Source organism: Bradyrhizobium sp. (assembly GCF_016219575.1).
In the GTDB taxonomy this organism is placed as follows: Bacteria; Pseudomonadota; Alphaproteobacteria; order Rhizobiales; family Xanthobacteraceae; genus Bradyrhizobium.
The window spans coordinates 283,341-296,396 of sequence record NZ_JACRMG010000009.1; the positions used below are offsets into that span (position 1 = coordinate 283,341).

General features: G+C 64.7%; 11 protein-coding genes. All 11 read left to right on the forward strand.

All coding sequences use genetic code 11. The features are described 5' to 3' along the window. Positions 1-122 precede the first annotated feature (122 nt). The 11 genes from HZB49_RS06380 to HZB49_RS06430 all read left to right on the forward strand — a co-directional run bounded on the left by HZB49_RS06380 (position 123) and on the right by HZB49_RS06430 (position 13,056). On the forward strand, positions 123-2,072 hold the full coding sequence (locus HZB49_RS06380) for an ABC transporter ATP-binding protein/permease (RefSeq protein ID WP_291609662.1): 1,950 nt from the start codon (positions 123-125) through the stop codon (positions 2,070-2,072). A 49-nt stretch (positions 2,073-2,121) separates the two neighbouring features. Further along, positions 2,122-2,820, forward strand: coding sequence for a phosphatidylserine decarboxylase (locus HZB49_RS06385; RefSeq protein WP_291609663.1), 699 nt, complete (start codon positions 2,122-2,124; stop codon positions 2,818-2,820). A gap of 73 nt (positions 2,821-2,893) precedes the next feature. Next, entirely contained in the window at positions 2,894-3,775 is an 882-nt protein-coding gene (locus HZB49_RS06390; RefSeq protein ID WP_291609664.1) for a phosphatidylcholine/phosphatidylserine synthase, read from the forward strand. 234 nt (positions 3,776-4,009) lie between these two features. Beyond that, positions 4,010-4,723, forward strand: coding sequence for an RraA family protein (locus HZB49_RS06395; protein ID WP_291609665.1), 714 nt, complete (start codon positions 4,010-4,012; stop codon positions 4,721-4,723). A 139-nt stretch (positions 4,724-4,862) separates the two neighbouring features. Further along, positions 4,863-5,822: a tripartite tricarboxylate transporter substrate-binding protein gene (locus tag HZB49_RS06400; RefSeq protein ID WP_291609666.1), complete on the forward strand. Its 960-nt coding sequence runs from the start codon at positions 4,863-4,865 to the stop codon at positions 5,820-5,822. Positions 5,823-5,835: 13 nt separating this feature from the next. Further along, entirely contained in the window at positions 5,836-6,657 is an 822-nt protein-coding gene (locus HZB49_RS06405) for an SDR family NAD(P)-dependent oxidoreductase (RefSeq protein ID WP_291609667.1), read from the forward strand. A 202-nt stretch (positions 6,658-6,859) separates the two neighbouring features. Next, on the forward strand, positions 6,860-7,633 hold the full coding sequence (locus tag HZB49_RS06410) for a MotA/TolQ/ExbB proton channel family protein (RefSeq protein WP_291609668.1): 774 nt from the start codon (positions 6,860-6,862) through the stop codon (positions 7,631-7,633). Positions 7,634-7,666: 33 nt separating this feature from the next. Continuing rightward, positions 7,667-8,497 (forward strand): flagellar motor protein MotB, encoded by an 831-nt coding sequence (locus HZB49_RS06415; RefSeq protein ID WP_291609669.1) that lies wholly within the window; start codon positions 7,667-7,669, stop codon positions 8,495-8,497. 138 nt (positions 8,498-8,635) lie between these two features. Further along, entirely contained in the window at positions 8,636-10,534 is a 1,899-nt protein-coding gene (locus HZB49_RS06420) for a potassium transporter Kup (protein WP_291609670.1), read from the forward strand. A gap of 152 nt (positions 10,535-10,686) precedes the next feature. Further along, the gene (locus HZB49_RS06425) at positions 10,687-12,612 is read left to right on the forward strand and encodes a potassium transporter Kup (RefSeq protein ID WP_291609671.1); all 1,926 of its coding nucleotides are present in this window, start codon (positions 10,687-10,689) and stop codon (positions 12,610-12,612) included. Positions 12,613-12,729: 117 nt separating this feature from the next. Continuing rightward, the gene (locus tag HZB49_RS06430) at positions 12,730-13,056 is read left to right on the forward strand and encodes a rhodanese-like domain-containing protein (protein ID WP_291609672.1); all 327 of its coding nucleotides are present in this window, start codon (positions 12,730-12,732) and stop codon (positions 13,054-13,056) included.

Genomic DNA, 13,056 nt, shown 5'->3' on the forward strand with positions numbered 1-13,056 from the left:
GCGCAAGCGCGGCTCCTCAGGATGAGGGCTCGTCTCGCGGCGAGATTTCAGACCCTCATGGTCAGGAGCGCCGCTTGCGGCGCGTCTCGAACCATGCGGCCCGAGACCTTCAAGGCTGATTGATGGCCCACCCGCATTCGCAAGCCCACGCGCCGGCGACCGAAGCCGCTGCCACCTCGCCCGAGAAGGCGACGCTGGCCGGGACGCTGGTGCACCTGTGGCCCTACATCTGGCCGAGCGACCGCGCCGACCTGAAGATGCGCGTGGCCTGGTCGATGGTGCTGCTGCTCATCGCCAAGCTCGCAACGCTGACGGTGCCCTTCACCTTCAAATGGGCGATCGACGCGCTGACCGGCGCCAACACCGCACCGGTCGAAGCCTCGAACTGGATGCTGTGGCTGATCGCCTCGCCGCTGCTGATGACGCTCGGCTATGGCGGCATCCGCGTCCTGATGGCGCTCTTGACGCAATGGCGCGACGGACTGTTCGCCCGCGTCGCCATGCATGCCGTGCGCAAGCTCGCCTACATCACCTTCGTCCACATGCACCAGCTGTCGCTGCGCTTTCATCTGGAGCGCAAGACCGGCGGCCTGACGCGCGTGCTGGAGCGTGGCCGTTCCGGCATCGAGGTGATCGTGCGCATGGTGATCCTGCAGCTGATCCCGACCATCGTCGAGGTGACGCTGATGCTGGGCGTGCTGTTCTGGCAGTTCGACTGGCGCTATGTGCTGGCGACCGCGGTCATGGTCGCGATCTACATGTACTACACCTATATCGCGACCGAGTGGCGGATCGAGATCCGCCGCAAGATGAACGATTCCGACACCGAGGCGAACACCAAGGCGATCGACTCGCTGCTCAACTATGAGACCGTGAAGTATTTCAGCGCGGAGGCGCGCGAGGCCGCGCGCTACGACCGCTCGATGGAGCGCTACGAAGAGGCGAGCACGCGCACCTATACCTCGCTCGCGGTCCTCAACGCCGGTCAGGCCGTGATCTTCACCGCCGGTCTCACCGCCACCATGGTGATGTGCGCGATCGGCATCCGCAACGGCACCCACACCGTCGGCGATTTCGTGCTGATCAACGCCATGATGATCCAGCTCTACGTGCCCCTGAACTTCATGGGCATGGTCTATCGCGAGATCAAGCAGGCGATCATCGACATCGAGAAGATGTTCAACGTCCTGCAACGCGATCCCGAGATCAAGGACGTGCCGGGTGCTGCGCCGCTCGTGGTGACGTCGGGCAATGTGCGCTTCGAGGACGTGCGCTTTGCCTATGAGGCCGACCGGCCGATCCTGAAAGGCCTCAGCTTCGAAGTCCCGGCCGGCAAGACGGTCGCGATCGTCGGGCCCTCGGGCGCCGGCAAGTCCACCATCTCGCGGCTGCTGTTCCGCCTCTACGACGTCTCCGGCGGCAAGATCCTCATCGATGGGCAGGACATCAAGAACGTCACGCAGAATTCGTTGCGCGCGGCGATCGGCATGGTGCCGCAGGACACCGTGCTGTTCAACGACACCATCCGCTACAACATCCGCTACGGCCGCTGGGACGCGAGCGACGCCGAAGTGGAGGAGGCAGCGCGGCTGGCGCAGATCGACGCCTTCATCAAGTCCTCGCCCAGGGGCTACGAGACGCAGGTCGGCGAGCGCGGACTGAAACTGTCCGGCGGCGAAAAGCAGCGTGTGGCAATTGCGCGCACGGTGCTGAAGGCGCCGCCCATCCTGGTGCTGGACGAGGCGACCTCGGCGCTCGACAGCCACACCGAGCACGAAATCCAGGGCGCGCTGGAGCGCGTCTCGCAGAACCGCACCTCGCTGGTGATCGCGCACCGGCTTTCGACCATCGTCGCCGCCGACGAGATCATCGTGCTCGACCAGGGCAAGATTGCGGAGCGCGGAACCCATGCGCAGCTTTTGGCTTCCGGCGGACTTTATGCCAGTATGTGGAACCGGCAGCGCGAGGCGCAGGAAGCGCGCGAAAAGCTCGCGCAGATCGACGACGACAACGAGGCGCCCAACCGCACGCCGCCGCCAATCGAGGATCCCCTGGCGAGCGCTGCGGAGTGAAAGCGTACCGACTGCCCTGGCGCCCGGGCGGCCAATTCAGTGAGTGACAATGTCCATCAGCAATTCCATCCGCGCGCAAATCCCGCCGATCCACCCCGAGGGCTATCCGTTCATCGGCGGCTTTGCGCTGGCGAGCCTGATCCTGTTCTGGATCTGGACGCCGCTGGGCTGGATCGGCACGGTGTTGACGGTCTGGTGCGCGCTGTTCTTCCGCGATCCCGTGCGGGTGACGCCGGTGCGCGAGGGCGTGGTGGTGTCGCCGGCCGACGGCCGCGTCTCCATGATCACGCAGGTGCTGCCGCCGGCCGAGCTCGGGCTCGGCGACCGGCCGCTGACCCGCGTCTCCGTCTTCATGAGCGTGTTCAATTGCCATGTGAACCGCGCCCCTGTAACGGGACGGATCGAGAAGATCGTCTACCGGCCCGGCGTGTTCATCAATGCCGAGCTCGACAAGGCGAGCGAGGACAATGAGCGGAATTCGCTGGTGATCGGCACGGCGCAGGGCCGCATCGGCGTGGTGCAGATCGCAGGACTCGTGGCGCGGCGCATCGTCTGCTTTGCCAAGGAAGGGCAGGCGATCGGCGCCGGCGAGCGGTTCGGCCTGATCCGCTTCGGCTCCCGGCTCGACGTCTACCTGCCCGACGGCACCAAGCCGCTGGTGTCGGTGGGCCAGACCGCGGTGGCGGGCGAGACGGTTCTGGCGGATTTCCGGCTCGGCGACAACGGGCTTGGCTTCCGCGCCAATTAACCATTGGTAATGGTGGATTTTGCCGCGGCTCCGGCCAATGGCGGAGGGGCCGGGCGCTTGCTATATTAGAGGTATGGTGCCGTTGGATTACAAAACCCCTGAAGGACGCCGCCGCCGCTTTCGCCCGATCCCGGTGCGCATGCTGGTGCCGAACGTCATCACGCTGCTGGCGATCTGCGCCGGCCTGACCGCGATCCGTCTTGCCATCGAAGGCAAGATGGAGTGGGCGGTCGCGGCAATCGTGTTCGCCGCCGTGCTCGACGGCATCGACGGCCGCGTCGCGCGTATGATCAAGGGGCAGTCGAAATTCGGCGCCGAGCTGGACTCGCTTGCCGACTTCGTCAATTTCGGCGTCGTGCCCGGACTGGTCCTGTACTTCTGGCAGCTGCAGGAGCTCGGCAATGGCGGCTGGATCGCCGCGATGGTGTTTGCGATCTCCGGCGGCCTGCGGCTTGCGCGCTTCAACGCCTCGATCGACGACCCCAACAAGCCGGCCTATGCCGCCAATTATTTCACGGGCGTGCCGGCGCCCGCCGGCGCGGTCACGGCGCTGCTGCCGATCTATCTCGCCTTCCTCGGCGTCGCCAAGCCGCCGGCCACGCTGACGGCGGCCTACACGCTGCTGATCGCCTTCCTGATGGTCTCGCGGCTACCGGTGTTCTCCGGCAAGACCGTGCGCATGCGCGTGCCGCCGGAAATGGTGCTGCCGGTCTTCGTGTCGGTGATCTTCTTCATCGCGCTTCTGATCGGCTATCCCTGGCACATCCTCTCGATCGGCACCGTGCTGTATCTGGCGAGCCTCCCCTTGGGCTGGAAGTCCTACAAGAACCACGAGCGCGCGGCTGCCGCAGCGGGGGCCGCGCCGGCAACCGAGGCGACCGCTGAGTCTGCGCAGACCTTCACCGCACCGGCATCCGACACCCCGCCCGACGACCGGCCGGAGCGATTGCATTAGAGGAGCGTGACATTTCCCCTCATCCTGAGGAGCGGCCCCTGGCCGCGTCTCGAAGGATGAGGCCCCAGTTGCGGCCTCATGGTTCGAGACGCGCGTGCCGCGCTCCTCACCATGAGGGTCTGACACAAATAGCAGCCATGAGCGCCGGCCGAGTTGGGTTCATCCCCGATCTCGGCTATGACCGTGGCTGCAAGAGCCCGCGACCAACGCCGGCCAGACCAGGAGACAAACGCCGTGACCCAGTCCGCCCCGCTGCCCGCATCCGTCCTTGAAGCGCTGGGCCGCTACGACACGCCGACCATCTGCAACGCGATGGAGATCGTGGCGCCGGAGCGGCGGCTGATCGGTTACACGACGAAACCGCTGGTTTGCCCGTTCCCCGACCTGCCGCCGATGGTCGGCTATGCCCGCACCGTGACCATCCGCTCGGTGCTGAAGTCCGGCCTGCCGGCGGACGAGCAGGCCCGGCGCCGCATCGCCTATTACGAATATGTCGGCACCGGTTTTGGGCCGCGCATCACTGTGATCCAGGATATCGACGGTGCCGACGTCGGCTATGGCGCGTTCTGGGGCGAGGTGCAGAGCAACGTGCACAAGGCGCTCGGCTGCCTCGGCGTCATCACCGACGGCTCGATCCGCGATATCCCGCAATGGGCGCCGGGTTTCCAGGCGCTGGCCGGCTCGATCGGCCCGTCGCATGCCTGGGTGCATGCGGAGAATTTCGGCGGCGAGGTGCGCGTGGCCGGCATGACCGTGAAATCCGACGACCTGATCCATGCCGATCAGCATGGCGCGATCGTCATCCCGACCGACATCGCGGCAAAAATTCCTGACGCCTGCGAGCTCTGCGGCCGGCGCGAGACGCCGATCCTGGAGATCGCGCGAGCCAAGGATTTTTCGCTGGAGAAGCTGAAAGAGGCGCTGAAGCGTTCCGCTGAGATACATTAGAGCGTTTTCAAGCGAAGTGGATACCGGTTCGCGTGAAGAAAACGCGTCAGATCATGAATCTAGAGCTTCGGTTCTGATTCAATCAGAACCGAAAATGCCCTAGGCGCGAAAAATCGCGCACACATCGGGGGAGGAAGTGATGAGCAGGTTAATCGCCGCGCTGTTCATGGTCGTCTGTGCAGTTGCGACTGTACAAGCGCAGACCTTTCCCACTCGGCCGCTCACCTTGATCGTGCCGTTCCCGCCGGGCGGCTCGACCGATTCCGCGGCGCGCATCATGGCGGAAAAGATGCGGGAGTCGCTCGGCCAGCCCATCGTGATCGAAAATGTCGGCGGCGCCGGCGGCAGCCTCGGCGTCGGCCGTCTCGCCCGCTCCGTGCCCGACGGCTACACCTTCGACATCGGCCAGTGGGACACCCATGTCGGCAGCATCATCTACAAGCTCGACTACGACCTGGAGAAGGATTTCGAGCCGATTGCGCTGGTCTCCAACAACCCGCAGCTGATGGTCGCCAAGAAGGATTTGCCGGCGCAGAATCTTCGCGAACTCGTGGCGTGGATGAAGGAAAACCCCGGCAAGATCAATTTCGTCAACCAGAACGCTGCGGCCAATGTCACCGGCGTCCTGTTCGAGAAGCTGACCGGCCAGAAGGTGCAGTTCATTCCCTACCGCGGCGCGGGCCCGGCGATGACCGATCTCGTCGCCGGCACCGTGGACCTCCTGGTGGTGCAGGGGGCGGTGGCGTTGCCGCAGATCCGCGCCGGCAAGATCAAGGCACTGGCGAATCTTTCGCCGCAGCGCTCGGCCTCGATGGCGGACATTCCGACGTCCGATGAGTCCGGCGTGAAGGGCCTCTATATGTCCGGCTGGTTCGGCTTCTGGGCGCCCAAGGGCACGCCGAAGGATGTGATCGCCAGGCTCAATGCCGCGACGATGGATGCGCTCGGCGACCCGGCGCTGCAAAAGCGCTTCTCCGACCTCGGCCTCGACGTCGCCCCGCGTGCGCAGCAGACGCCCGAAGGGTTGGCGGCGTTCCAGAAGGCCGAGATCGAAAAGTGGTGGCCGATCATCCGCGGCGCCGGCATCGGCGCGCAATGACGGGCGCAACGCCATGGACGTGAAAGGCAAGACCATCTTGATCACCGGCTCGACCGACGGCGTCGGCCGCTATGTCGCGACGAAGCTCGCAGGCGAGGGTGCGAAGGTCCTGATCCACGGCCGCGACGCCGCGCGCGCGAACGCCGTGATCGACGGCATCAAGCGCGCCGGCGGCGCGGCGCCTGTTTTCTATCAGGCCGATTTGTCGTCGCTGGCGGAAACGCGCAAGCTCGCCGAGCAGGTGCTGGCCGATCACGACCGGCTCGACGTCTTCGTCAGCAATGCCGGCATCGGTTCGCAGAACGAGGGGCCGCAGCGGCAGGTGAGCCGCGACGGCCATGAGCTGCGCTTTGCCGTGAACTATCTCGCCGGCTTCCTGCTCGCGCATCTCTTGCTGCCTCGCCTGAAGGCGAGCGTACCGTCGCGCATCGTCAATGTCGCTTCGCTCGGCCAGCATCCGATCGATTTCGACGACGTCATGATCACCAGGAATTACAGCGGCTCGCGGGCCTATGCGCAAAGCAAGCTGTCGCAGATCATGTTCACGATCGATCTGGCCGATGAGCTTGCCGGCAGCGGCGTCACCGTCAATTCGCTGCATCCGGCGACCTACATGAACACCACCATGGTGCGCGCCGGCGGCATTGCGCCGATGTCCACGGTGGAGCAGGGCGGCGATGCGATCCTGCATCTCGTCAGCGGTGACGATGTCGCGGGCAGGAGCGGCCTGTTCTTCAACGGCATGAACGAAATGCGGGCCAATCCGCAGGCCTATGACGCACAGGCTCGCGCCAGGCTGAGGGAGCTGAGTCTGAATCTGACCGGGCTCGGGTAGGCGACGTCGGCCGCAATTATGGTTAGCAGATGGTTGAGATCGCCGCCCCCGTTTCGGCAATTGCGCGGCCGATCAACGGCGAAAGCGCTTAACCTTTACGCGTCTTTAATGGCGAACCCATAGGGTCGATCCGTGCGGCTCCGTTCGGGCCGCACCGCCGTCCAGGACAGGCGGCGGGTTCGCGTACGCGTTGGAGTCGGGAATGGATATCACAACAACGATCGGCCTGATCTCGGGCGCTGTTGTCATTGCGGTGCTGATCCTGATGGGCGGTGACTTCCGGATGTTCTACGACATCCACGCCGTCATCATCATCTTCGGCGGATCGATCGCGGCCACCCTGATCCGCTTCCCGCTCGGCTCGATCCTGCACGGCTTGCCGCTGGGCGCCAAATTCGCCTTCACCATGAGCCGGCTGTCGGCCCGCGATCTCGTCGACGAACTCGCCCGCATCGCCGAGATCGCCCGCAAGCAGGGGCCGGTAGGTCTGGAAAAGGTCGAGACCGACGAGGCGTTCCTCGCCAAGGGCATCCGCTACGTCGCCGACGGCTACGATCTGGAATTCATCCGCGATAATCTCGAGCGCGACCGCGACAATTTCCTGATGCATCTCGACGAGGGCAGCAAGATCTACCGCGCCATCGGCGACTGCGCGCCGGCCTTCGGCATGATCGGCACGCTGATCGGCATGGTGCAGATGTTCGCCAACATGACCGATCCCTCCAAGCTCGGCCCGTTCATGGCGGTCGCGCTGCTCGCCACGCTGTACGGCGCGCTGGTCGCGAACCTGTTCTGTCTGCCGATCGCCGACAAGCTGCACGGCAAGTTGCTGGACGAGGAAACCAACCGCACGCTGATCATCGACGGCATCCTGATGATCCGCGACTCCAAGAGCCCGGCGCTGGTGCGGGAAATGCTGCTGGCCTATCTGCCGGAAAAGCACCGCCAGGAGGAAGGCGAGCCGGTGCCGGCCTGATCGGGCGGGTAGGGGCGGTCCGGAAAGCAGCCAATGGCCAAGAAGAAGCGCGGCGATGCACATGGCGGAGGGCATGGCTGGTTCGTCACCTTCGCCGACCTGATGGGGCTTTTGATGAGCTTCTTCGTGATGCTCGTCGCCTTTTCCAGCCAGGACCAGCAGAAGCTGAAGATTGTCGCCGGCTCCATGCGCGAGGCGTTCGGCGTGCAGACCGACGCGCGCTATTCCGGCATCATCGAGTCCGACGGCCTGCCGACGCGGCCGAAGCTGAAGAATACCGACCACATTCCGCCGGAAGAATCGTCCAATACGCCGACCCCGGACGAGAAGTCCCGCCAGCGTACCCAGGGGGCCAAGCTCAAGGTCGACCGCGAGTTCGCGCTCGCTTCCGCCTCGCTCCGCCAGGCTCTGCAGGACATGCCGGAACTGACGGAAATGTCCAAGCACATCATGTTCGAGGAGACAAAGCAGGGCCTCAACCTGGAGATCGTCGACCAGGACGGCCGCTCGATGTTTCCCGATGGCTCCAAGGTGCCGTTCGACCGCACGCGCCGGCTGATCCAGAAGCTGGCCGGGCCGCTGAAGGCGACGCCGCTGCGCCTCTCGATCGTCGGCCACACCGCGGCCGGCTTCGTGCCCGCGCGCAGCGACTACGGCGCGTTCGACCTCTCCGCCGATCGCGCCAATGCCGTGCGCCAGATCCTCGAACGCGAGGGCCTGCCGGCCTCGCACGTCTTCTCGGTGTCCGGCAAGGCCGATACCCAGCCGCTGTTTCCCGACGATCCCACGCTTCCCGCCAACCGTCGCGTGACGATCACCCTGATGCGCGAAGATCCGCCGTTGCCGCCGGACCTCAAGCCGTAGTTTTCCAGACGCTACGATAGTACCAGTTGCGCGGCGGAGCGAAGTTCGCTTTATGTCGCATCCCCGCGCAGCCGGCAGTGCTATGGTCGGCAGGTGAGATAGCGGATCGAAACACCGGATCAAGCGTTCCCAACTGTCATGACCGCCAGCGTCACCACCGAAGCCCATGAGGGACAGACCACATCCGGCTTTTGGGGGCTGACGCTCGGCAGCATCGGCGTCGTCTTCGGCGACATCGGCACTTCCCCCCTTTACGCCTTCCGCGAGGCGGTCGCCGGTGCGGCAGGCCACGGCCAGCCGGCGACGCGCGCCATCGTGCTCGGGGTGCTCTCGCTGATCCTGTGGGCGCTGTTCACCGTCGTAACCGCCAAATACGTGCTGCTGCTGCTCCGCGCCGACAACAACGGCGAGGGCGGCACGCTTTCGCTGATGGCGCTCGGCCAGCGTGCGCTGGGACGCCGAAGCTGGGTGCTGATGGCGCTCGGCGTGCTCGGCGCTTCCATGTTCATCGGCGATTCCATGATCACGCCGGCGATCTCGGTGCTGTCGGCGGTGGAAGGCCTCAAGCTCGCGGCGCCGGCGCTGGAGCACTACGTGGTGCCGCTGACCGTGCTCATCCTGGTTGTGCTGTTCTCGTTTCAGTCGAGCGGCACAGCGCGCGTCGCCTCGGCCTTCGGCCCGGTCATGGTGGTGTGGTTTGCGGTGCTCACGGTGACGGGACTGGTGCACATCGGCGACGACCCTTCCGTGCTCGCGGCGATCAATCCTCTCTACGGCATCGAATTCCTGCTGACGCACGGGACCATCGGCCTTGTCACGCTGGGCGCGGTATTCCTAGCGGTGACCGGCGGTGAGGCGCTCTATGCCGACCTCGGCCATTTCGGCCGCAAGCCGATCCAGTCGGCTTGGATGTTCTTCGTGCTGCCGGCGCTTCTGATCAACTATTTCGGGCAGGGCGCGCTGGTGCTGTCCGATCCGGGCGCGATCGAAAACTCGTTCTATCGCATGGTGCCGGAGATGCTGCTGCTGCCGCTGGTGGCGCTGGCGACCGCTGCGACCGTCATCGCGAGCCAGGCGGTGATCACAGGTGCGTTCTCGCTGGTGCGGCAGGCCGTGCAACTCGGCCTCCTGCCGCGCTTCGAGGTCCGGTACACCTCCGAATCCCACGCCGGGCAAATCTATCTGCCGCGCGTCAACCGGTTGCTCCTGATCGGCGTGCTGATGCTGGTTCTGTTGTTCCGCACCTCGAGCGGCCTTGCGTCGGCCTACGGCATCGCGGTTTCCACCACCATGGTGTGCGACGGCATCATGGGCTTCGTGGTGATCTGGAAATTGTGGAACTTCCGCGCCGCCGTCGCGGCTGCGCTGATCGTGCCGTTCGTCATCGTCGACCTCACTTTCTTTTCCGCCAATCTGCTGAAGCTGCTCGAGGGCGCCTGGGTGCCGCTGCTGTTCGGCGCCGTGATGGCCTTGATGATCTGGACCTGGCGGCGGGGGGCTGCGATCCTCGTTGCCAAGACGCGCCGGATCGAGGTGCCGCTCGCCGATCTCATCAAGAGCCTGGAGAAGCGGCCGCCGCATATCGTCAAGGGCACCGCGGTGTTCCTCACCAGCGATCCTTCCTTTGTGCCGACCGCGCTGCTGCACAACCTCAAGCACAACAAGGTGCTGCACGAGCACAATGTGATCCTGACCATCGAAACCGCCCAGACGCCGCGAGTCGATCCCGCCGAACGCGTCAGGATGGAGGCGGTCAGCGACAAGTTCGCCACCGTGCGGCTGCGCTTCGGCTTCATGGAATCGCCGAACGTGCCGAAGGCGCTGGTGATCGCACGAAAGCTCGGTTGGCAGTTCGACATCATGGCGACGTCGTTCTTCGTCTCTCGCCGTTCGCTGAAACCATCCGCACAGTCGGGCATGCCGCAATGGCAGGATCATCTGTTCATTGCGATGAGCCGGTCGGCCAACGACGCCACGGACTATTTCCAGATCCCCACCGGTCGGGTAGTGGAAGTGGGCACCCAGGTAACGATCTGATTTGACTTGCATATTTTGCGTATAAATGCCGTATAAAAATATGCGTTTTTGCATAACTGGAACCTGAATCCGGCCTAACCTATGCGCTGAGGGCGGGCGTATAGGGCTGCGGCCCTGCTCATTGTGCAGTGAACAATCGAGGCGCACCTCCCATGACATCCGAGACGACGGTCACCGCGGCGGAAACGCCCGCGGCCAACGGGCATGGCGAGGCCCATTCCACAGCCAGTTTCGCCGGTCTCCTTATCGGCAGCATCGGCGTCGTCTATGGCGACATCGGTACCAGCCCACTCTATGCGCTGCGCGAAGCCGTCGTCGCGGCGACGGGATCGTCGGGCGCAGCCGATCCCCAGGCGGTGCTCGGCGTGCTGTCGCTGATCCTGTGGGCGCTGATCGTCGTCGTCACGCTGAAATACGTACTGATCCTACTGCGTGCCGACAACAACGGCGAGGGCGGCACGCTGGCGCTGATGGCGCTGGCGCAGCGCGCGGTCGGCGGCAATGCCGCCGTCATCGTCCTGCTCGGCATCATTTCGGGCGCGCTGTTCTACGGCGATGCCGTCATCACGCCGGCTCTCTCGGTGCTGTCGGCGATCGAAGGCATCAAGCTCGTGACCGAAGCGTTCGAGCATTACGTGGTGCCGCTGACGCTCATCATCCTGATGGCGCTGTTCGCCGTGCAGTCCCACGGTACCGCGCGTGTCGCTTCCATGTTTGGCCCGATCATGTGCCTGTGGTTCGCCGTGCTTGCGATCGCTGCAGTGCCTCAGATTGTCCAGCATCCGGAAGTATTGGGAGCGCTCAACCCGTTCCATGCGGTGTCGTTCATGCTTCATCACGGCATGATCGGATTCATCACGCTGGGAGCGGTGTTCCTCGCGGTTACCGGTGCGGAGGCGCTTTATGCCGATCTCGGTCACTTCGGCAAGAAGCCTATCCAGACCGCCTGGCTCTTCATCGTGCTGCCGTCGCTGGCGTTGAATTACTTCGGGCAGGGCGCGCTGCTGATAGCCAATCCGAAGGCGATCGAGAATCCGTTCTTCCTGATGTTTCCGGAATGGGCGCTGATCCCGATGGTCGCGCTCGCCACCATCGCCACCGTGATCGCGAGCCAGGCCGTCATCACCGGTGCCTATTCGCTGACCCGGCAGGCGATCCAGCTCGGCCTGTTGCCGCGTTTCGAGATCCGCCACACCTCGGAAGCGCATTCCGGCCAGATCTACATTCCGAAGGTCAACCTGATGCTTTTCCTGGCGGTGATGCTGCTGGTGGTGCTGTTCCGTTCGTCCAGTGCGCTCGCCTCGGCCTACGGCATCTCTGTCACCGGCACCATGGTGGTGACAGCGATGATGGGCTTTGTGGTGATCTGGAAGGTGTGGAAGTGGTCGCCGCTCGCGGCCGGCGCGTTGATCGCGCCGTTCCTGTTCCTCGATATCACGTTCCTTGCGGCGAACCTGCTCAAGGTGTTCGAGGGTGGCTGGGTGCCGCTCCTGCTCGGCGGCGTCGTGATGCTGTTGATGTATACCTGGCGGCGCGGCAGCCGGTTGTTGTTCGAAAAATCGCGCAAGCTTGAATTTCCGCTGGCCGACCTCGTGGCCATGCTGGAGAAGCGGCCGCCGCAACGCGTCGCAGGCACGGCCGTATTCCTGACCAGCGATCCCCAGAGCGCGCCGACCGCGCTGATGCACAGCCTGAAGCACTACAAGGTGCTGCATGAGAAGAACGTCATTCTGACCATCGAGACCGCGCCGGCCCCGCGGATCGATGATTCCGAGCGGGTGCGGCTCGAGGAGATCAGCGCGACCTTCTCCAAGGTCACGCTCCGGTTTGGTTTCATGGAGTCGCCGAATGTGCCGAAGGCGTTGGCGATCGCCCGCAAGCTCGGCTGGCAGTTCGACATCATGTCGACCTCCTTCTTCCTGTCGCGCCGCGCATTGAAGCCGGCCGCCCATTCCGGCATGCCCCGCTGGCAGGACCATCTTTTCATCGCGCTCAGCCGCAGTTCCAACGACGCCACCGACTATTTCCAGATCCCCACCGGCCGTGTGGTCGAGGTCGGAACGCAGGTGACCATCTAGATTCAGGGCCGCGTTCAAGCTGCTTGCGGCGCTTGATTTTCCGCCCGCAAGAGGCGACTTTGGCCGCCGAATTGGCGGGCCGGCGCGCCCGCGGACGGGATTTTGGGAGGACTTGGCGTGGCCAATCAGGTGCAGGACTTGACACCGCAGGAAGTGTCGAAAGGCATGGAGGAGGGGCGCTATCTCCTCGTCGACGTGCGCGAGCCCAACGAGGTCGCAGCCGAGGCCTATCCCGGCGGCGTGGTCGTCCCGCTCTCGACCTTCGATCCCGCCGCGATCCCCGATCCCCAGGGAAGGCAGGTGGTGTTTGCCTGCCGCTCGGGAAAGCGCTCGGTGACCGCGTCGCTGGCGGCGCAGGCGGCCGGGCTTCCCTACGACAAGCATCTTGCAGGCGGCATTCTGGGCTGGAAGGCCGCGGGGCTTGCGACCAAGGTCGGCGGCTGA

Bases quoted from the DNA above. Each gene is read 5' to 3' on its own strand.
- HZB49_RS06380 (WP_291609662.1), top strand. From the start codon at position 123: ATGGCCCACCCGCATTCGCAAGCCCACGCGCCGGCGACCGAAGCCGCT.
- HZB49_RS06385 (WP_291609663.1), top strand. From the start codon at position 2,122: ATGTCCATCAGCAATTCCATCCGCGCGCAAATCCCGCCGATCCACCCC.
- HZB49_RS06390 (WP_291609664.1), top strand. From the start codon at position 2,894: ATGGTGCCGTTGGATTACAAAACCCCTGAAGGACGCCGCCGCCGCTTT.
- HZB49_RS06400 (WP_291609666.1), top strand. From the start codon at position 4,863: ATGAGCAGGTTAATCGCCGCGCTGTTCATGGTCGTCTGTGCAGTTGCG.
- HZB49_RS06405 (WP_291609667.1), top strand. From the start codon at position 5,836: ATGGACGTGAAAGGCAAGACCATCTTGATCACCGGCTCGACCGACGGC.
- HZB49_RS06410 (WP_291609668.1), top strand. From the start codon at position 6,860: ATGGATATCACAACAACGATCGGCCTGATCTCGGGCGCTGTTGTCATT.
- HZB49_RS06415 (WP_291609669.1), top strand. From the start codon at position 7,667: ATGGCCAAGAAGAAGCGCGGCGATGCACATGGCGGAGGGCATGGCTGG.
- HZB49_RS06420 (WP_291609670.1), top strand. From the start codon at position 8,636: ATGACCGCCAGCGTCACCACCGAAGCCCATGAGGGACAGACCACATCC.
- HZB49_RS06425 (WP_291609671.1), top strand. From the start codon at position 10,687: ATGACATCCGAGACGACGGTCACCGCGGCGGAAACGCCCGCGGCCAAC.